Here is a 21007-nt window from a genome sequence, read left to right on the forward strand (position 1 = left end):
CGATGCGCGTCATCGTTAACGACCTTCGCTGGCAAGCCAGCTCCTACAGAAACGCAGGGCTGCGAACCCACCTGTAGGAGCCGGCTTGCCGGCGAAAAACGCCCAGGCGCCGCGTTCATCCTGGCGACGTGCGTCATCGTTAACGACCTTCGCTGGCAAGCCAGCTCCTACAGAAAAGCACACCTGCGAACCTGCCTGTAGGAGCCGGCTTGCCGGCGAAAAACGCCCAGGCGCCGCGTTCATCCTGGCGACGCGCGTCATCGTTAACGACCTTCGCTGGCAAGCCAGCTCCTACAGAAAAGCGCACCTGCGAACCCACCTGTAGGAGCCGGCTTGCCGGCGAAAAATGTCCAGGCGCCGCGTTCATCCTGGCGATGCGCGTCATCGTTAACGACCTTCGCTGGCAAGCCAGCTCCTACAGAAAAGCGCACCTGCGAACCTGCCGGCGAAAAACGTTCAGGCACCGCGTTCATCCTGGCGACGCGCGTCATCGTTAGCGACCTTCGCGGGCAAGCCAGCTCCTACATTTTTGTTTGGGTTTCACTCTCTGGCAGAGCCATACGTCATCCAACGTATTTCCCGTTTTACCTCGCTCCACGAGACTGGTTTCAACGCCACAAGCCATCCGTCCAGGAGCCAGTCCATGACCGAAACGCTGATCAAAGTCGACCTCAACCAACCCGTCACCGAAAACGAGCAGATCCACAACCGTTGGCACCCGGATATCCCGATGGCCTGCTGGGTCAAGCCGGGCGATGACTTCATCCTCGAAACCTACGACTGGACCGCCGGCGCGATCAAGAACAACGACGACGCCAGCGACGTGCGCGATGTGGACCTGTCCACCGTGCATTACCTGTCCGGCCCGGTGGGTGTACACGGCGCCGAGCCGGGCGATTTGCTGGTGGTGGACCTGCTCGACATCGGCGCCAAGGCCGATTCCCAGTGGGGCTTCAACGGCTTTTTCTCGCGGCAGAACGGCGGTGGCTTTCTCACCGATCACTTCCCCAGTGCGCAAAAGGCGATCTGGGATTTCAAGGGCATGTTCACCAGTTCACGGCACATTCCAGGGGTGAACTTCGCCGGCCTGATCCACCCCGGCCTGATCGGCTGCCTGCCGGACCCGGTGATGCTCGCCGACTGGAACCGTCGCGAACAGGAACTGATCGACACCAACCCGACCCGTGTCCCGCCGCTGGCCAACGCGCCGCTGGCCGCCACCGCGCACATGGGCAAGCTCAAGGGCCAGGCCCGCGACGATGCCGCCGCCACCGGCGCGCGCACCGTGCCGCCGCGTGAGCATGGCGGTAACTGCGATATCAAGGATTTGTCCCGCGGCTCGAAGATCTTCTTCCCGGTCTATGTCAAGGGCGCCGGGCTGTCGGTGGGCGACTTGCACTTTAGCCAGGGCGACGGCGAAATCACCTTTTGCGGCGCCATCGAAATGGCCGGCTGGGTGCATATGAAGGTCGAGCTGATCAAGGGCGGCATGGCCAAGTACGGGATCAAGAACCCGGTGTTCAAGCCGAGCCCGATCACGCCGAACTACAAGAATTACCTGATCTTCGAAGGCATCTCGGTCGACGAGCAGGGCCAGCAGCACTACCTGGACGTCAACATCGCCTACCGCCAGGCGTGCCTGAATGCGATCAACTACCTGACCAAGTTCGGCTACTCACCGGCCCAGGGCTATGCGCTGCTCGGCTCGGCACCGGTACAAGGGCATATCAGCGGCGTGGTGGATATTCCGAATGCGTGCGCGACCTTGTGGCTGCCTACGGAAATCTTCGAGTTCGACATCAACCCCAACGCCAACGGCCCCACCAAGTTCCTCGACGGCAGCGTCGACCTGCCCATCGCACCGGACCTGTAGCCATGCCGACCTACGAATACGCCTGCGAGGCGTGCGGCACGTTCACGATGTTGCGGCCGATCGCCCAGCGCAACGAACCCAGCCAGTGCCCGTACTGCGCCGGGCCGGGAGGGCCGTTGCAGGTGTCGGCCCCGGCCTTGCAGCTGTTGTCGACCAACCAGCGCAAGGCCATCGCCGGCAACGAGCGCAGCGCCAACGCGCCGCAAACGGTCGGCGAGTACCAGGAAAACCGTCGCCATCCGGCCGGTTGCAGCTGCTGCGGCACCAGCAAAAAGGTGCTGCCGAGCAAGGCCAACCCGCTGGGCCTCAAGACCAAGACCGGTCCACGGCCGTGGATGATCAGTCACTAGACCAGGAGCATTGCAATGCGTCATGGCGATATTTCCAGCAGCCCGGACACCGTCGGTGTCGCGGTGGTGAACTACAAGATGCCGCGCCTGCACAGCAAGGCCGAGGTCATCGAGAATGCGAAGAAGATTGCCGAGATGATCCTCGGCATGAAGCAGGGCCTGCCGGGCATGGACCTGGTGGTGTTCCCGGAATACAGCACCATGGGCATCATGTACGACCACGACGAGATGATGGCCACCGCCGCAAGCATCCCCGGCGAAGAGACCGCGATCTTTTCCGCCGCCTGTCGCCAGGCCAACACCTGGGGCGTGTTTTCGCTGACCGGCGAGCGCCACGAAGAGCATCCGCACAAGGCGCCCTATAACACCCTGGTGCTGATCAATAACCTCGGCGAGATCGTGCAGCGTTATCGCAAGTGCATTCCCTGGTGCCCCATCGAAGGCTGGTACCCGGGCGACCGCACCTACGTCTGCGATGGGCCCAAAGGCATGCAGATCAGCCTGATCATCTGCGATGACGGCAACTATCCGGAGATCTGGCGCGATTGCGCGATGAAGGGCGCCGAGTTGATCGTGCGCTGCCAGGGCTATATGTACCCGGCCAAGGAGCAGCAGGTGCTGATGTCCAAGAGCATGGCCTGGGCCAATAACTGCTACGTGGCGGTGGCCAACGCCGCCGGGTTCGATGGCGTGTATTCGTACTTTGGTCACTCGGCGATCATCGGTTTTGACGGGCGCACGCTAGGCGAATGCGGCGAAGAGGAGATGGGCATCCAGTACGCCCAGCTATCGGTGTCGCAGATCCGCGATGCGCGCGCCAATGATCAGTCGCAGAACCACCTGTTCAAGCTGCTGCACCGCGGCTACACCGGTATGCATGCTTCGGGCGATGGCGACAAAGGCGTGGCCGATTGCCCGTTCGAGTTCTACCGCACCTGGGTGCTCGATGCGCAAAAAGCCCAGGAGAACGTGGAGAAAATCACCCGCGGCACCGTGGGCGTCGCCGCCTGCCCGGTCGGGCAATTGCCCCATGACGGCCACGGAAAAACCGCGAGGTAACGCATACGCTGGGTAGTTCTGCGCAATAAGACTTGCAGTCTGAAAATTCCCCTCTAATATAACCCGGGTAAAACAAATACTACCCGGGTATAAATCATGGATTCTCAACATCCCCCTCGTTGCACCGCTTTCGTTCACCACCGACGTGTGGCGGACGGTCCCTATGCCCACGTTGCCCAGGCGTTGGCAGACCTTGATCTGCCGGCCGGCAGCTTCCTGGTATTCGACGATGCCACCGGCACCCAGGTCGATTACCCTTGGCCCCCGGGTTATGCACCCGAGCTGCCCGCGCCCGCAGAGGCACCAGATGAGCCGCCGATGTCCCCTGCGGTCGGGCGCCCCAAGCTGGGCGTGGTCGCCCGCGAAGTGACTTTGCTACCGCGCCATTGGGAGTGGTTGAGCCAGCAGCGTGGCGGTGCGTCGGCCGCGTTGCGACGGTTGGTGGATGAAGCGCGCAATGCCCATGCCAGTCGTGATCAAATGCGCCAGGCCAAAGAGGCCAGCTATCGCTTCATGAGCGCCATCGGCGGTGACCTGCCGGGTTTCGAAGAGGCTTCGCGGGCGCTGTTTGCCCACAACGCCGCAGACTTTTCCAACAAGATCGCGCTCTGGCCGGTGGACGTGCAGACGTACCTGGCCTGGCTGTCGCGCAACGCTTTCACTGCCTGATCATCATCCAGGGACTCGAACTACCATGGAAGTGACCCAACAACGCCCGCTGTGGCAGATCTACCTGGTCTTCCTCGCACCGATGGTGCTGTCCAACTTTCTGCAGAGCTTCACCGGCACGCTCAATGGCATCTATGTCGGGCAAATGCTCGGTACCCAGGCGTTGGCGGCGGTGTCGGGGATGTTCCCCATCGTGTTTTTCTTTATCGCCCTGGTGATCGGCCTGGGGGCGGGGGCCTCGGTGTTGATCGGCCAGGCCTGGGGAGCCCGGGAAACCTCGATGGTCAAGGCGATCACCGGCGCCACCCTGACCCTTGGCGCGCTGGTGGGTTTGGTGGCAGCGGTGCTTGGCAGCCTGTTTGCGCGTCCGGCGTTACTGGCGCTGGGCACGCCGCTGGATGTGCTGGATGACGCGGTAGGTTATGCCCAGGTGATGATGCTGATCATGCCGCTGTTGTTGGTGTTTATCCTCTATACCCAGCTGCTGCGCGGCGTCAGCGACACGATTTCGCCGCTGCTGGCGCTGATGGTCTCGACATTCGTCGGTCTGCTGCTGACGCCGGCGCTGATCCGCGGCTGGATCGGCCTGCCGCCCATGGGCATCCAGAGTGCGGTGTATGCCGGCCTGGTGGGTAACGCCGCGGCGATGCTGTTTCTGGTGCTGCGCCTGCGGCATAAAAACCACGTGATGGCGCCGGACCGCGCATTGCTCGCGGCCTTGCGGCTGGACCGGGTGATTCTCGGCAAAGTCCTGCGCATCGGGCTGCCCACCGGGCTACAGATGGTGGTGCTGTCATTATCCGAATTGGTCATCCTGGCCTTGGTCAACCACCACGGTTCCCAGGCAACGGCGGCCTATGGCGCGGTGACGCAGATCGTCAACTACGTGCAGTTTCCGGCACTGTCGATTGCCATCACCGCGTCGATCCTCGGCGCCCAGGCCATCGGTGCCGGGCGCCTGGAACGGATCGGGCCGATCCTGCGCACCGGGTTGCTGATCAATACCTGCCTGACTGGTGGCCTGATCCTGCTCGGCTACCTGTTGTCGCCCTGGTTGCTCGGCCTGTTCATCACCGACGACGCCGCGCGGATCAAGGCCGAACACCTGCTGCATATCATGCTGTGGAGCATCCTGGTGTTCGGCTTCCAGGCCGTGATTGGCGGGATCATGCGCGCCAGCGGCGTGGTGCTGATCCCGGTGGCGATTTCGATCTTCTGTGTGCTCGGCGTGGAGTTGCCGGTGGCCTACCTGCTCAATGCGCGGTACGGCCTGGAAGGGGTGTGGATGGCGTTTCCGGTGACGTACCTGGCGATGCTGGCGTTGCAGACGGCGTACTACCGGATGGTGTGGCGGCACAAGCCGATCACACGGTTGGTGTGATAAAAGGTTGCGCAAATCAAGGAAAGAAGGCGTTTCAATCATGGCAAACCCCTACGCCGAGTTGTTCCAGGCGCCCGGCGCCCGGGCGTTCGTACTGGCCGGCATGCTCGCGCGCATGCCCATCTCCATGACTGGCATCGGCTTGATCACCATGCTCTCGCAGGTGCATGGCGGCTACGGTCTGGCCGGCTCGGTGGCGGCGGTGTTTGCCTTGGCTACGGCATTTTGCGCGCCGCAGGTATCGCGGCTGGTTGACCGCTACAGCCAGGGCAGGGTACTGCCGATCGCCGCGCTGATCGGCGGCGGTGCGTTGTTGTTGCTGTTGTTGTGTACGCGTTTGCAGGCGCCGAACTGGGCGTTGTTCGTGTTCGCCGCGCTGGCCGGTTGCATGCCCAACATGTCAGCCATGGTCCGGGCGCGCTGGACCGAGCTGTACCGCGGCCAGCCCAAGCTCCAGACCGCGTTTGCCCTGGAGTCGGTGCTCGATGAGGTGTGCTTTATCGTCGGCCCGCCGATCTCGGTGGGGTTGTGCGTGGTGCTGTTTCCCGAGGCCGGGCCTTTGCTGGCGGCGTTGCTGTTGGCGGTCGGTGTCACGGTGTTCGTGATGCAACGCCAGACCGAGCCGCCCGTGCATGAGCGCCATGATCATCACGGGCGCTGGCTGATCGCTTCGCCCTCGGTGTTGATCCTGATGATCCTGCTGCTGGCCATGGGCGTGATTGTCGGGGTAGTGGATGTGGTCAGCGTCGCTTTCGCCCAGCACCAGGGCCAACCGGCGGCGGCGAGCATTGTGTTGTCGGTGTATGCCATCGGTTCGTGCCTGGCGGGGTTGGCGTTCGGTACGTTGAAACTCAAGGCGCCGTTGCCCCGGCAGTTCCTGTGCTGTGGTGTCGCCACGGCGCTGACCACCTTGCCATTGCTGCTGGTCACCAACATCCCCGGCCTGGCCGTGGCGATCTTCATCTCCGGGCTGTTCTTCGCCCCGACCCTGATCGTGTCCATGGCCCTGGTGGAGCGGATCGTGCCACCGAGCCGCTTGACCGAAGGCATGACCTGGCTGATCACCGGCCTGAGCATCGGCGTGGCCATCGGCGCCGCCAGCTCCGGCTGGATGATCGACCACTTCGGCGCGGCCAGCGGGTTCTGGGTGGCGCTGGCGGCGGGGGCGGTGGTGTTGGGTTCGGCGGTGTTGGGGTATCGGCGGTTAGGGTGACGGATGAGCGGTGCACTCACCGCTGAGGAGGTCATCCACCGCCTGGCGAAAGGCGGCCTCCAGTTCCGCTTCGGTTTGCCCTTCATAACTGACCAGTGAGTCGATGTTCAAAAGCCTCCCAAACAGGCAGTTGTCTTCGACGCTGGTTTCTATTGAGCCGGTATGACCCTTGTATTTAAGTCGGCGATTCATTGAGCCGCTGCTCCTGTGCGTAATGGTTCTTAGGATCTGGCGCCGTTTAACCTAGGCCCGAAGCGCTTCAAGAAGTATCAGTTGCATACGGGTTTCGTGTAGGGCATTTCCCGGCAGCCCGTATTCCTCGCAGTCAACAGCCTCCCATCCCCCCGCTAATTTTTCCCTCTCCGGTTCGTTTTATAGGGACGACGTGCCTTTGTGCTTCCCGCCTATTGCTCCGGACTCCAAGAAATGAATGCTGAAGACTCCTTGAAACTTGCTCGCCGGTTTATCGGGTTGCCCCTGGAAAAACGCCAGCTGTTCCTCCAGGCGTTGCAGAAGGAAGGGGTGGATTTTTCGCGGTTTCCGATTCCTGCCGGGGTGGATGTGGAGGACCGCGATGCGCTGTCCTACGCACAGCAACGCATGTGGTTTCTCTGGCAGTTGGACCCGGCCAGCGGCGCCTACAACCTGCCGGGCGCCGTGCGGCTCAAGGGTGCGCTGAACCTTGGCGCGATGCAGCAGGCGTTCGCCAGCCTGGTCGAGCGTCACGAAACCCTGCGCACGGTGTTCCAGCGCCAGGCCGACGAGCGTCTGGCGCAGGTGGCGGCACAGCCGGCGCTGGCGATCGAGCAGCACGACCTGAGCGACCTGGCCCCCGCCGAACGCGAGCAGGCCGTCAACGCCGCGGCCACCCGCCAGTCGCTGCTGCCGTTCGATCTGGAGCACGGTCCGCTGCTGCGCGTGCAGCTGTTGAAACTCGACGAGCAGGAACACGTGCTGCTGCTGACCCTGCACCACATCGTCTCCGATGGCTGGTCGATGAACGTCTTGATCGACGAGTTCATCCGTTTCTACGACGCGCATGAGCGCAACGAGGCGCCGCAACTGCCGGCGCTGCCGATCCAGTACAGCGACTATGCCCTGTGGCAACGCCGCTGGCTGGAAGCAGGGGAGCAGGCGCGTCAGCTGGAATACTGGCAAGCGCGGCTGGGTGATGAGCATCCGGTTCTGGAATTGCCCAGCGACCGCCCACGCCCGGCCATGCCCAGCTACAGGGGCACGCGCCACACCTTCGCGATCGATCCGGATCTGGCCGCGCAACTGCGCAGCTGTGCGCAAACACACAACGTCACGCTGTTCATGCTGCTGCTCGGTGCGTTCAATGTGCTGCTGCATCGCTACACCGGCCAGGGCGACATCCGCGTCGGCGTGCCGATCGCCAACCGCAACCGGACCGAAGTCGAAGGGCTGATCGGTTTCTTCGTCAACACCCAAGTGCTGCGCACCGAACTGACCGGGCAGACCCGCGTCAGCGAGCTGCTGCACGCCATCAAGGAACATGCCCTGGGCGCCCAGGCCCATCAGGACTTGCCCTTCGAACGCCTGGTAGAAGCGCTGAACGTCGAGCGCAGCCTGAGCCATACACCGTTGTTCCAGGTGATGTACAACCACCAGCCGGTGGTGGCCGACATCGCCTCGATCCGCACGGCCTCCGGCCTGGAACTGGCCGCGGTGGAGTGGCAGGGCCGCACCACCCAGTTCGACCTGACCCTCGACACCTACGAACAGTCCGGCACCCTGCATGCCGCGCTGACCTACGCCAACGACCTGTTCGACGCGCCATCCATCGCACGCATGGCGCGGCACTGGATCAGCCTGTTGCAGGCCATGGTCGCCGATGGCGAGCAGCGCGTCGGTGAGTTGCCGATGCTCGCCGCCGATGAGCAGCAGGTCCTGGTGAGCGCCTGGAACCAGACCGCGCAGGCCTATCCGAGCGAGCGCGGCATTCATCAGTTGATCGAAGACCAGGTGCGCGCCACGCCGGAGGCGCCGGCGCTGGTGTTCGGTGCGACCACGCTGACCTACGCCCAGCTCGACGCCCGCGCCAACCAGTTGGCCCATGCCTTGCGCGAGCAGGGGGTTGGCCCCGATGCCTTGGTGGGTCTTTGCATCGAGCGCTCGATCGAAATGGTGGTCGGCCTGCTGGGGATTCTCAAAGCCGGCGCTGCCTATGTCCCGCTCGACCCCGAATATCCCCCGGAACGCCTGGCCTACATGATCGAAGACAGCGGCATCCAGCTGCTGCTCAGCCAGCAAAGCCTGCTGCCGTCGCTGCCGGTCGCGGCTGTCCAGGTGATTGCCCTGGACGCGCCCGCGCTGTGGCTCGATGGCTACAGCTGCGAAGCGCCCGCCGTGGCGATTCACGGGCTGAACCTCGCGTATGTGATCTACACCTCCGGCTCCACCGGCCAACCCAAGGGCGCCGGCAACAGCCATCGCGCGCTGGTCAACCGCCTGTGCTGGATGCAACAGGCCTACACGCTGGAGGCCAGCGATGCGGTGCTGCAGAAAACCCCGTTCAGCTTCGACGTGTCGGTGTGGGAGTTCTTCTGGCCGTTGATGACTGGTGCGCGCCTGGTGGTCGCGGCCCCTGGCGAACACCGCGAGCCGGCGCGCCTGATTGCGACCATTGGCCGACACGCAATCACCACCGTGCATTTCGTGCCGTCGATGCTCCAGGCGTTTATCCATGAGCCGGGCGTGCAGGCCTGCACTGGCCTCAAGCGCATCGTCTGCAGCGGCGAGGCCTTGCCGTTGGATGCGCAGAGCCAAGTGTTCGCCAAACTGCCACGGGCCGCTCTGTTCAACCTCTATGGCCCGACCGAAGCGGCCATCGACGTGACCCACTGGAGCTGTGTCGATGAAGGCGCCGACAGCGTGCCCATCGGCCGCCCGATCGCCAACCTCCACACCTACGTGCTCGACGCCCAGCTCAACCCGGTGCCGGCCGGCGTCTCCGGCGAGCTCTACCTGGGCGGCAGCGGCCTGGCGCGCAGTTACCACCGGCGTGCGGCCCTGACCGCCGAGCGTTTCGTGCCCAGCCCGTTCGCTGACGGCGCACGTGTGTACCGCACTGGCGACCGCGTGCGCCAGCGGGCCGACGGCGTGATCGAGTACCTCGGCCGTCTCGATCATCAGGTCAAACTGCGCGGTCTGCGCATCGAACTGGGCGAAATCGAGACGCGCCTGCTGCAGCATCCCGGCGTGCGTGAGGCGGTGGTGCTGGTGCAGGGCGGCAAGCACTTGGTGGCCTACCTGGTGTTGGAAGGCGAAGCGCCCACCGACCTCAAGGCGTGGCTGCTCGGCAGCCTGCCGGAGTACATGGTGCCGACCCATATGCTGCACCTGGATCAATTGCCGGTGACCGCCAATGGCAAGCTGGATCGCAAAGCGCTGCCAGTGCCGGACGCCGCCGCGCAGCAGGCCTATAGCGCCCCGCAAAGCCCCGTGCAGCAGGCGCTGGCCGCAATCTGGGGCGATGTGCTTGGCATCCCGCAGGTCGGCCTGGACGACAATTTTTTCGAGCTGGGCGGCGATTCGATCATCTCCATCCAAGTGGTCAGCCGCGCGCGCCAGGCAGGCATTCGCCTCAGCCCGCGCGACCTGTTCCAGTACCAGAGCGTGCGCAGCCTGGCGTTGGTGGCGACCTTCGAGCAGGCCGCGAGCGTCGACCAGGGCCCGGTCAGCGGTGAGGTGATGCTGACTCCGGTGCAGCAGAGCTTCTTCGCCCAGGCCATCCCGGTGCGCGAACATTGGAACCAGTCGTTGCTGTTGATCCCGCGTGAAGCCCTGGAGCCTGCGCGTCTCGACGCGGCCTTGACCCAGGTGATCAATCATCACGACGCTTTGCGCCTGCGTTTTGTCGAGCAGGCCGAAGGCTGGCAGCAAACCCATGCCGCGCCGATCGCCGCGCCCGGATTGTGGCAATCCCACGCCAGCGACGACACAGAACTGGCCGCACTCTGCGAGGCGGCCCAGCGCAGCCTCGATCTTGAACAAGGCCCGCTGCTGCGCGCCGTTCTGGTGAGCATGGCCGACGGCACCCAGCGCCTGTTGCTGGTGGTCCATCACCTGGTGGTGGACGGCGTGTCCTGGCGCATCCTGCTCGAAGACCTGCAACAGGCCTACGGCGCTGCGCCGCTGCCGGCCAAGACCTGCGCCTACCAAGTGTGGGCCCGGCAGTTGCAGGCCCATGCACAGACCCTCGACGCGCAACTGGCGTACTGGCAGGCGCAGACGGCCGACGCCGATTTGCCTTGCGACAACCCGCAAGGCGGCCTGCAAAATCGCCTGGGCGCCAAGCTGGAAATCCGCCTTGACGCCGAACACACCCGTCAACTGCTGCAAGACGCCCCGGCCGCCTATCGCACCCAGGTCAACGACCTGCTGCTGAGCGCATTGGTGCGGGTGATCTGCCGGTGGAGCGGCCAGACGGCTGCGCTGATCCAGCTGGAAGGCCATGGCCGTGAAGACCTGTTCGACAATGTCGACCTGAGCCGTACCGTCGGTTGGTTCACCAGCCTGTTCCCGCTGCGCCTGCAGGCCGAGGGCGGGTTGGCGGATGCGATCAAGTCGGTCAAGGAGCAACTGCGGGGCGTGCCCGATAAAGGCATCGGCTACGGCCTGTTGCGTTACCTCGGCACACCGGACGCCCGCGAAGCCCTATCAAGCCTTGCCGCGCCGCGCATCACCTTCAACTACCTGGGCCAATTCGATCGCCAGTTCAACCAATCGGCGCTGTTCGTGCCGGCCACCGGGGGCAGCGGTCAGGCCCAGGACCCCGAAGCGCCGCTGGCCAACTGGTTGACGCTGGAAGGCCAGGTGTACGGTGGGGAATTGACCCTGCAGTGGGGCTTCAGCCGTGAGATGTTCGAGGTGTCGACGATCCAGCGCCTGGCGGATGACTATGCGGCGGAACTCAAGGCCCTGATCGTGCATTGTTGTGCCACGCCGGCAGGGCAGGTCACCCCGTCGGACTTCCCGTTGGCGCGTCTGACCCAGCGCCAGTTGGATGGGCTGCCCGTCGCGGGACCGGCCATTGCCGATCTCTACCCGCTGTCGCCGATGCAGCAGGGCATGCTGTTCCACAGCCTGTACGAGCCCGAGGCCCAGGCCTATATCAACCAGTTGCGCCTGGACATCGGCGGCCTCGATCTTTTGGCGTTCGGTCGCGCCTGGCAGGCCGCGCTGCAGCGGCATGACATCCTGCGCAGCAGCTTCCACTGGCTGGGCCTGGACAGTGCCCATCAGTTGATCCAGCGGCAGGTCGACTTGCCGTTGCAAGTCATCGAAGACCCCGACGCCGACGTCGAGGCCCTCGCCGCAGCCGAGCGCGACAAGGGCTTCGCGCTCGACGCGGCGCCGCTGTTTCGCCTGTTGCTGGTACGCGGTGCCGGCGCGACCTGGCAGCTGATTTTCACCAGCCACCACATCCTGATGGATGGCTGGAGCAACGCCCAATTGCTGGGCGAAGTCATCGCCCACTATGCCGGCCATACCGTGCCGGCACCGCTGGGACAGTTCCGCGATTATCTGGGTTGGCTGCAACAACAAGGGTCGGGCGAAGCCTTCTGGAAAGCCACGCTGGCGCCGTTGCAAGCGCCCACCTTGCTGGCGGAGGCGCTGCGTGTGCCGGCCCACGCCACAGGGATGGCCGACCATCAGGTGGTGCTCGACAGCGACTTCACCCAAGCGCTCGGCGAGTTTGCCCGCCGCCAGAAAATCACCCTCAACACCTTGCTGCAAGGGGCGTGGAGCCTGTTGCTGCAGCGCTACACCGGCCAGGATTGCGTGGCGTTCGGTGCCACCGTCGCCGGGCGTTCGGCGCCGCTGCCGGGGATCGAGCAGCAACTGGGCCTGTTTATCAACACCTTGCCGCTCGTCTGCGTGGCCGCGCCGGCCCAATCGGCCGCGTGCTGGCTCAGCGAGCTGCAAGCGCTGAACCTGAGCCTGCGCGATCACGAACATGTGCCGCTCTACGACATCCAGGGCTGGGCGGGCCAGCAGGGCGCGTTGTTCGACACCTTGCTGGTGTTCGAAAACTTCCCGGTGGCCGAAGCCCTGAAACAGGGCGCGCCCGCAGGCCTGACCTTTGGCCGCTTGCACAACCATGAACGCACCCACTACCCGCTGACCCTGGGGATTGAGCTGGGGGCCAGCCTGCGCCTGGAATGGAGCTACGACCGCGCGCGTTTCAGTGCCGATCAGGTCGCGCGATTGAGCGCCAACCTGCAGCACCTGCTGGTGCAACTGCTCGTCGATGCGCAGGCGCCGCTCGGCAACTTGCGCCTGCTCGACCCCACCACGCAGCGCGACATGCTCGCCCTGGGCCGGGCACCCGGCGCGGCCCTACGTGAGCTGCACGTGCATCAACGCATTGCCGCCCAGGCCGCCGCCACCCCGGATGCGCTGGCGGTGCAGGCCGGCGAAGCGCGCTTGAGCTATGCCCAGCTCAACGACCACGCCAACCGCCTGGCCCATCGCCTGCTGGCGCTGGGCGTGGGGCCTGGGCAGCGCGTGGGCCTGGCCTGCCGACGTGGCCCGCAGTTGATCGTCAGTCTGCTGGCGGTACTTAAAAGCGGCGCCGCCTATGTGCCGCTGGACCCGAAATACCCCAACGAACGCCTGGCCTACATGCTGGCGGACAGTCGTGTGGACCTGCTGCTCAGCGAAACCGGGCTGCTCGCCGACCTGCCGCTGCCGCAAGGTCTGATCCGTGTGGACTTCAGCGCATCCGGCGCTGAGTTGGCCGCTTACCCGCGCGCCAATCCGCCCAGCCACGTGGGCGCCGCCGACCTGGCCTACGTGATCTACACCTCCGGCTCCACCGGCCAACCCAAGGGCGTGGCCATCGATCACGCCGCCCTCGGCCAGTTCTGCGACAGCGCCGCGGTCTACAGCCGGCTGTGTGCAGCGGACCGTGTACTGCAGTTCGCCACGTTCAGCTTCGACGGCTTTGTCGAGCAGTGCTACCCGTCGCTGTGTGTGGGCGCTGCGTTGATCATGCGTGGCGATGAACTGTGGGACGCCGGGCAACTGGCACGGGAAATCGTCGAGCAGGGTGTGACCCTCGCTGACTTGCCGGCGGCGTACTGGTACCTGCTGGCCAAGGAATGTGCGGTCGAACACCGCGCCCTGGGCAATCTGCGCCAGGTGCATGTGGGCGGCGAAGCCATGTCGGTGGAAGGCCTGCGCGCCTGGCACGCCGCCGGCCTGGGCCACGTGCGGCTGGTCAACACCTATGGGCCGACCGAGGCCACGGTGGTGTCCAGCGTGCATGACTGCCAGTTGCTGGATGCCAGTGACGCGTTCGGCGTGCCCATCGGCCAGGCCATCGAAGGCCGTTCGCTGTATGTGCTCGACAGTGCGTTCGAGCTGTTGGCCACCGAGGGCGTCGGCGAGCTGTGCATCGGTGCCGAGTACGGCCTGGCCCAGGGCTATTTCGACCGCCCGGCGCTGACGGCCGAGCGCTTCCTGCCGGACCCGTTTTCCGCCGTGCCGGGGGCGCGGCTCTACCGCAGTGGCGACCTGGCCCGTTACAACCAGGCCGGTGCGTTGGAGTACGTCGGGCGCATCGATCATCAGGTGAAGATTCGCGGTTTCCGTATCGAAATCGGCGAAATCGAGGCCAGCCTGCAAGGCTTGCCGCAGGTGCGTGAGGCGGCAGTCATCGCGCAGCCGGGCGCCGTGGGTGCGCAATTGGTGGCCTACGTGGTGCCGACCCAGGGCCAGCGCCTGGACACCCAGGCGCTGGCGGCGACCTTGCACCGTGTGTTGCCCGACTACATGGTGCCGGCGCAGTGGGTGGTGCTCGATGCCTTGCCGTTGAACAACAACGGCAAGCTGGACCGCCGCGCACTGCCGGCACCGGACCTGAACCAGCCCCGACAGGCCCACCGCGCCCCGCACAGCCCGCTGGCGATCCGGTTGGCAGCGATCTGGCAAGCGGTGTTGCAGGTCGAGCGCGTGGGGCTCGATGACCATTTCTTCGAGCGCGGCGGCCATTCGTTGCTGGCCACCCAGGTGATCTCCCGCGTGCGCCATGACCTCAAGCTGGAAGTGCCGTTGCGCGCGCTGTTCGAGCAGCCGACGCTGGAGGCCTTCGCGGCCGCGTGCGCCGGCGTGCAGGGCGACACGGCACCGACGCTGCAGGCGGCCGAGCGTGACCGGCCGCTGGCGTTGTCGTTCGCCCAGGAGCGCCAATGGTTCCTCTGGCAACTGGACCCGACCAGCGCCGCCTATCACGTCCCCGCCGCACTGCACCTGCGCGGCCCGTTGGATATCGCTGCGCTGGAACACGCTTTCCACGCCCTGGTGCAGCGCCATGAACCGCTGCGCACCACCTTCGTGGAGGAGGGCGAGCAGACCTGGCAGGTGATCCACCCCCACCTGGCGATTGCACTGGCGCATCAGCACATCGCTGCAGCCGCGATCGAAGCAACGGTGGCGCAGGAGATCCAGCGCCCGTTCGACCTGGTCAACGGCCCGCTGATGCGCGTCACGTTGCTGCACGTCGAAGCGGAGCACCACGTGCTGGTAATCACCCAGCACCACATCATCTCCGATGGTGGGTCGATGCAGGTGATGGTCGACGAACTGCTGGCCCTGTATCAGGGCCAGGCGCCGTTGCCGGCATTGCCGCTGCACTATGCCGACTATGCCCTGTGGCAGCGCGAGTGGATGGCCGCCGGGGAGAAACAGCGCCAACTCGATTATTGGTGCGCCCGCCTGGGCAACGAACATCCGCTGCTGGAGCTGCCCCTGGACCACCCGCGTCCGGCGCTGCAAAGCCATCGCGGCGCGCGCCGACAACTGCATCTGGACGCCGCGCTGGTCGCCGAACTCAAGGCCCTCGCCCAGCGTCAGGACGTGACCCTGTTCATGCTGCTGCTCGCCGCGTTCCAGACCTTGCTGTTTCGCTACAGCGGCCAGTCCGCGATCCGTGTCGGGGTGCCGATCGCCAACCGCAATCGCCTGGAAACCGAGCGGCTGATCGGCTTCTTCGTCAACACCCAGGTACTGCAGGCCGAGTTGCATGGGCAGATGGGCTTCGACCGCTTGCTGGCCCAGGTCAAGCAACGTGCGGTGGAGGCCCAGGCCCATCAGGACTTGCCCTTCGAACAACTGGTGGAAGCGCTGCAACCGGAACGCAGCCTCAGCCATAACCCGTTGTTCCAAGTGATGTTCAATCATCAGGACAACCTGCGCGCCGGCCCGCTGCAGTTGCCAGGCCTGGACCTGCAACCGTTGGATTGGGCCGGCCACAGCACCCAGTTCGACCTCAACCTGGAAACCGAGGAGTCGGCCGATGGCCTCTGGGCTGCGTTGACCTACGCCACCGACCTGTTCGAACCGGCGACCATCGAGCGCCTGGCCGAGCATTGGCAGAACCTGCTGCGCGCCGTGGTGCGCGATGCCTCCCAACCCCTGGACGAGCTGGCGCTGCTCAGCGCGGCGCAGTGGCGGCAGATGCTCGAAGCGTGGAACCACACGGCCTTCGATTACCCCCGCGAGCGCTGTATGCATCAGCTGTTCGAAGCGCAGGCCCTGGCCCAGCCCGACGCCATCGCTGTGCAATTCAACGACGACGCCTTGAGTTATGCCGAACTCAACCGCCGCGCCAATCGCCTGGCCCATCGCCTGATCGCGGCGGGTGTCGGCCCGGACGTGCTGGTGGCGGTGCATGTAGAGCGTTCCCTGGACATGGCGGTCGGCCTGCTGGCGACCCTCAAGGCCGGTGGCGCCTATGTGCCGCTCGACCCGCAGTTCCCGGCGGAGCGCCTGGCGTTCATGCTCGAAGACAGCCGCGCCCGGGTGCTGCTGACCCAGCCAGCGCTGATCGGCCGACTGGCGCAACCGCAAGGCCTGCACGTGCTGCTGGTCGATGACAGCGACGCTGGCGAACACAACCCGCAAGTGGACGTCAGCCCGGAACACCTGGCCTACGTGATCTACACCTCCGGCTCCACCGGCCAGCCCAAGGGCGTGATGGTGCGCCACCGCGGGCTGTGCAGCTTCACCTGCGGCATGGCCGCCAGCCTGGATATCGGCCGGGAGGCGCGGGTGCTGTCGCTGACCACGTTCTCGTTCGACATCTTCGCCCTGGAGCTGTACGTGCCGCTGACGGTTGGCGCCACGGTGCTGCTGAGCGAGCAGGCCCTGGCCCTCGACCCGGAGGCGATTATCGACCTGGCGCACCACCAGCGCGCCAATGTGCTGCAAGCCACGCCGTCAACCTGGCGGATGCTGCTGGACAGCCCGCGTGCCGAGCGGCTGCATGGCATCAAGGCACTGTGCGGCGGCGAAGCGCTGCCGGCCGACCTGGCCCAGCGTCTGCTCGATCTGCAAGGCCCGGTGTGGAACCTGTATGGCCCCACGGAAACCACCATCTGGTCGGCGGCCCATCGGCTGTTGGCGCCGCAGCCTTTTGTCGGGCGGCCGATTGCCAATACCGCGTTGTTCATCCTCAACGCCGGGCTCAGCCTATGCCCGTTGGGCGCGGCCGGTGAGCTGCTGATCGGCGGTGTCGGCCTGGCGCGCGGTTACCACGCACGGCCGGCGCTCACTGCCGAACGCTTCGTGCCCAACCCTTATGGCGCACCGGGCGAACGCCTGTACCGTACCGGTGACCTGGCGCGCTACCGCGACCACGGCGTGGTGGAGTACATCGGCCGGGTCGACCAGCAGGTCAAGGTGCGCGGTTTCCGTATCGAACTGGGCGAAATCGAAGCCTGCCTGCGCGAACACCCCGGCGTGCGCGAAGCCGTGGTGCTGGCCGACAACGACCGCTTGATTGCCTATCTGGTGACCTCCGCCCCACAGACGCCGCAGGTCTACCAAGCTGCCTTGCGCGAGCGTTTGCCGGACTACATGGTGCCGGCGTACCTGATGTGCCTCGACAGCCTGCCCTTGACCCCCAACGGCAAGCTCGACCGCAAGGCTCTGCCCAGCGTGGACGCCAGCCTGTTGCTCAAAGGCCATGTCGCCCCCGTCACACTGCGCCAACAGCAGGTGGCGGCGATCTGGGCCGAGGTGCTGGGCGTGCCTCAGGTCGGCCTCGACGACCACTTCTTCGAACTGGGCGGGCATTCGCTGCTGGCCACCCGCGTGGTGTCGCGGGTCCGCCAGGCGCTGGCGCTGGAAGTGGCGCTCAAGACCCTGTTCGAACACCCGGCGCTGGGTGACTTCGTCGCGGCGCTGGGCGAGGAGGGCGTGGTCGCACCGGCCATGCTCAAGGCCGACCGCACCCAACCGTTGCCACTGTCCTATGCCCAGGAACGCCAATGGTTCCTCTGGCAACTCGACCCGCACAGCGCCGCGTACCACATCCCCAGCGCCCTGCGCCTGAAAGGCACGCTGGACCTGGCCGCGCTGCAACGCAGTTTCGACACCTTGCTGGCGCGTCACGAAAGCCTGCGCACCCATCTGCATCAGGACGCCAGCGGCACACGGCAAGTGATTGAAGAATCGGGCCTGATCGACGTCGACCAGGCCGACAGCGACGAAGCCGGGCTCAAGGCGCAGGTCGCTGCCGAGGTCGCGCGTCCGTTCGACCTGCTGCGCGGGCCGTTGCTGCGGGTCACGTTGCTGCGCCTGGCTGAGGATGACCACGTGCTGGTGCTGGTGCAGCACCATATCGTCTCGGATGGCTGGTCGATGCAACTGATGGTCGAAGAACTGGTGCAGCTCTACGCCGCGTTCAGCCAGGGAACCACGCCGCACCTGCTGGCCTTGCCGATCCAGTACGCCGACTACGCCCTGTGGCAGCGTCAATGGATGGAGGCCGGTGAGACCGCGCGTCAACTGGCTTACTGGCGTGAGCAACTGGGCGGTGTGCAACCGGTGCTGGAATTGCCGGTCGACTACCCGCGCCCAGCGCTGCAAAGCCACCGTGGCGCGCGCCTGGGTATTGAGCTGGCGGCGCCGTTGCTCGCCGGTTTGCGCAGCCTGGCGCAGCGCACCGGGGTGACGTTGCCGATGGTGTTGCTGGCGTCGTACCAGGCCTTGCTGCACCGCTACAGCGGTCAGGAGGACGTGCGCGTCGGCGTGCCGATTGCCAACCGCAATCGCCTGGAAACCGAAGGGTTGATCGGCTTCTTCGTCAACACCCAGGTGCTCAAGGCCGATATCCACGGGCAGATGAGCGTCGAGCACTTGCTGCACCAGACGCGTCAACGCTCCCTTGAGGCCCAGGCCCATCAGGACCTGCCGTTCGAGCAGTTGGTGGAGGCCTTGCAGCCCGAGCGCAGCCTGAGCCTCAGCCCGCTGTTCCAGGTGTTGTTCAACCACCGCGTGACGTCGGTCGATAGCCATTGGCAGCGCCTCACCGAGCTTGACGTCGAGGTCCTGAGTTGGGATGAAGGCGTCGCCCAATTCGACCTGGCGCTGGACGTCGAGGAAAGCCAGACGCTGTTGCGTGCGTCCCTGAGCTACGCCACCGACCTGTTCGCCCCGGCGACCATCGCACGCATGGCCGGCCACTGGCAGAACCTGTTGCAGGCGATGGTCGCCGATCCGCAGCAGACCCTCGGCCAGTTGAACCTGCTGGACGGGGATGAACAGCGGCACATCCTGCAGTTGTGGAATCAATCCGACGCCGGCTTCCCGGCCCAGCGCCTGGTACACGAGTTGGTCGCCGAGCGTGCGCGGGAAAACCCGCAGGCAGTCGCGATCAAGTTCGACGCACAAACCCTGACCTACGGCGAGCTGGACCGCCAGGCCAACCAGTTGGCCCACGCGTTGATCGCCCGGGGTGTTGGCCCGGAAGTGCGCGTGGCGATTGCCATGCCGCGCAGTGCGGAGATCATGGTGGCGTTCCTTGCGGTGCTGAAAGCTGGCGGCGTGTATGTGCCGCTGGACGTCGAATACCCGCGTGATCGCCTGCTGTACATGATGCAGGACAGCCGCGCCAAGCTGCTGTTGACCCATACCGCCGTGCAGCAGCAACTGCCGATTGCCGAAGGCCTGGATACGCTGGCCATCGACCGCACCGAAACCTGGAGCGGCTTCAGCGACACTGCGCCGTCGGTTGATCTCGACGGCGACAACCTCGCCTACGTGATCTACACCTCCGGCTCCACCGGCATGCCCAAGGGCGTGGCGGTGGCCCACGGTCCGCTGGTGGCGCATATCATCGCCACCGGCGAACGCTACGAAACCGGCCCGGCCGATTGCGAATTGCACTTCATGTCCTTCGCTTTCGACGGCTCCCACGAAGGCTGGATGCACCCGCTGATCAACGGCGCCAGCGTGCTGATCCGCGATGACAGCCTGTGGCTGCCGGAATACACCTACGCGCAAATGCACCGTCACAACGTGACCATGGCCGTGTTCCCGCCGGTGTACCTGCAACAGTTGGCCGAGCATGCCGAGCGCGACGGTAACCCACCGAAGGTGCGCGTGTATTGCTTTGGCGGTGACGCGGTGGCGCAAGCGAGCTATGACCTGGCCTGGCGTGCGCTAAAGCCGACCTACCTGTTCAACGGCTACGGCCCGACCGAAACTGTGGTCACGCCGTTGTTGTGGAAAGCACGCAAGGGCGATCCCTGCGGCGCCGTGTACGCACCGATCGGCACGCTGTTGGGCAACCGCAGCGGCTACATCCTTGACGCCCAACTCAACCTGCAACCCATCGGCGTCGCTGGCGAGCTGTACCTGGGCGGTGAGGGCGTGGCCCGCGGTTATCTGGAACGCCCGGCACTCACCGCCGAACGCTTCGTCCCCGACCCGTTCGGCAAACCCGGCAGCCGCGTGTACCGCAGCGGCGACCTGACCCGTGGCCGCCCGGATGGCGTGGTGGATTACCTCGGCCGTGTCGACCACCAGGTGAAAATCCGCGGTTTCCGTATCGAGCTGGGCGAGATCGAAGCGCGGCTGCGCGAGCAGGACAGCGTTGGCGAAACCGTGGTGGTGGCTCAGGAAGGCCCGACCGGCAAGCAACTGGTGGCCTACGTGGTGCCGGCAGATGCCAGCCTGGCCAACCACGCCGAGTGGCGCGACACCCTGCGCCGCGCCCTGAAAACCCGCCTACCGGATTACATGGTGCCCGCGCACTTCATGTTCCTGGCGCAAATGCCGCTGACCCCCAACGGCAAACTCGACCGCAAGGGCCTGCCCGAGCCGGACGCGAGCCTGATGCAACAGGCCTACGTCGCCCCCGAAACCGAGCTGGAACAGCAGATCGCCGCGATCTGGGCCGAGGTGCTGCGCCTGCCGCACGTGGGCCTGAACGACAACTTCTTCGAGGTCGGCGGCCACTCGTTGCTGGCGATCCAGATCACCTCGCGGGTCCAGGCCGAACTGGGCCTGGAAGTGCCGCTGGTGGAAGTGTTCCAGACCGAAACCCTGCGCGCCTACGTGCAGGCCGCTGCCACCTTCCGCGCCGGCAGCACGCAAGATTTCGACGACCTTCGTGACTTTTTGAGCGAACTAGAGGCGATTTGACC

8 protein-coding genes and 1 pseudogene are annotated in these 21007 nt (G+C 65.3%); 7 read left to right on the plus strand and 2 right to left on the minus strand.

Annotation, left to right across the window (positions count from 1 at the left end):
- Positions 1–263: 263 nt before the first annotated feature.
- Positions 264–491, minus strand: a complete 228-nt coding sequence (locus JN756_RS13535) for a hypothetical protein (protein WP_250690880.1) — start codon at positions 489–491, stop codon at positions 264–266.
- A gap of 152 nt (positions 492–643) precedes the next feature.
- On the opposite strand from JN756_RS13535, the gene fmdA reads away from it, so the two are divergent.
- From fmdA to JN756_RS13565, 6 genes are all read left to right on the plus strand, one after another.
- Positions 644–1873 carry a formamidase gene (gene fmdA, locus JN756_RS13540; RefSeq protein WP_046383752.1) on the plus strand — a complete coding sequence of 410 codons (1230 nt, stop codon included), beginning with the start codon at positions 644–646 and terminating at the stop codon, positions 1871–1873.
- Between the two features lie 2 nt (positions 1874–1875).
- Entirely contained in the window at positions 1876–2223 is a 348-nt protein-coding gene (locus JN756_RS13545) for an FmdB family zinc ribbon protein (protein WP_046383751.1), read from the plus strand.
- A 15-nt stretch (positions 2224–2238) separates the two neighbouring features.
- The gene (locus JN756_RS13550) at positions 2239–3282 is read left to right on the plus strand and encodes an aliphatic amidase (RefSeq protein ID WP_046383750.1); all 1044 of its coding nucleotides are present in this window, start codon (positions 2239–2241) and stop codon (positions 3280–3282) included.
- A 96-nt stretch (positions 3283–3378) separates the two neighbouring features.
- The gene (locus JN756_RS13555; RefSeq protein ID WP_201022166.1) at positions 3379–3951 is read left to right on the plus strand and encodes a DUF2239 family protein; all 573 of its coding nucleotides are present in this window, start codon (positions 3379–3381) and stop codon (positions 3949–3951) included.
- 25 nt (positions 3952–3976) lie between these two features.
- The gene (locus tag JN756_RS13560; RefSeq protein ID WP_201022167.1) at positions 3977–5332 is read left to right on the plus strand and encodes an MATE family efflux transporter; all 1356 of its coding nucleotides are present in this window, start codon (positions 3977–3979) and stop codon (positions 5330–5332) included.
- A 40-nt stretch (positions 5333–5372) separates the two neighbouring features.
- Complete coding sequence (locus JN756_RS13565; RefSeq protein ID WP_057004781.1) at positions 5373–6545, plus strand: MFS transporter; 1173 nt, start codon at positions 5373–5375, stop codon at positions 6543–6545.
- 24 nt (positions 6546–6569) lie between these two features.
- On the opposite strand, the pseudogene JN756_RS13570 reads toward JN756_RS13565, so the two are convergent.
- Positions 6570–6737: pseudogene (locus JN756_RS13570) on the minus strand (type II toxin-antitoxin system HicB family antitoxin); the annotation flags it as partial.
- A 234-nt stretch (positions 6738–6971) separates the two neighbouring features.
- Here JN756_RS13570 and JN756_RS13575 point away from each other — a divergent pair.
- A complete protein-coding gene (locus tag JN756_RS13575) occupies positions 6972–21005 on the plus strand; it encodes a non-ribosomal peptide synthase/polyketide synthase (protein WP_250690881.1) in 14034 nt (4677 codons plus the stop codon).
- Positions 21006–21007 lie beyond the last annotated feature (2 nt).

The sequence above is a fragment of the Pseudomonas sp. Y39-6 genome (assembly GCF_023651955.1).
GTDB lineage: Bacteria > Pseudomonadota > Gammaproteobacteria > Pseudomonadales > Pseudomonadaceae > Aquipseudomonas > Aquipseudomonas veronii.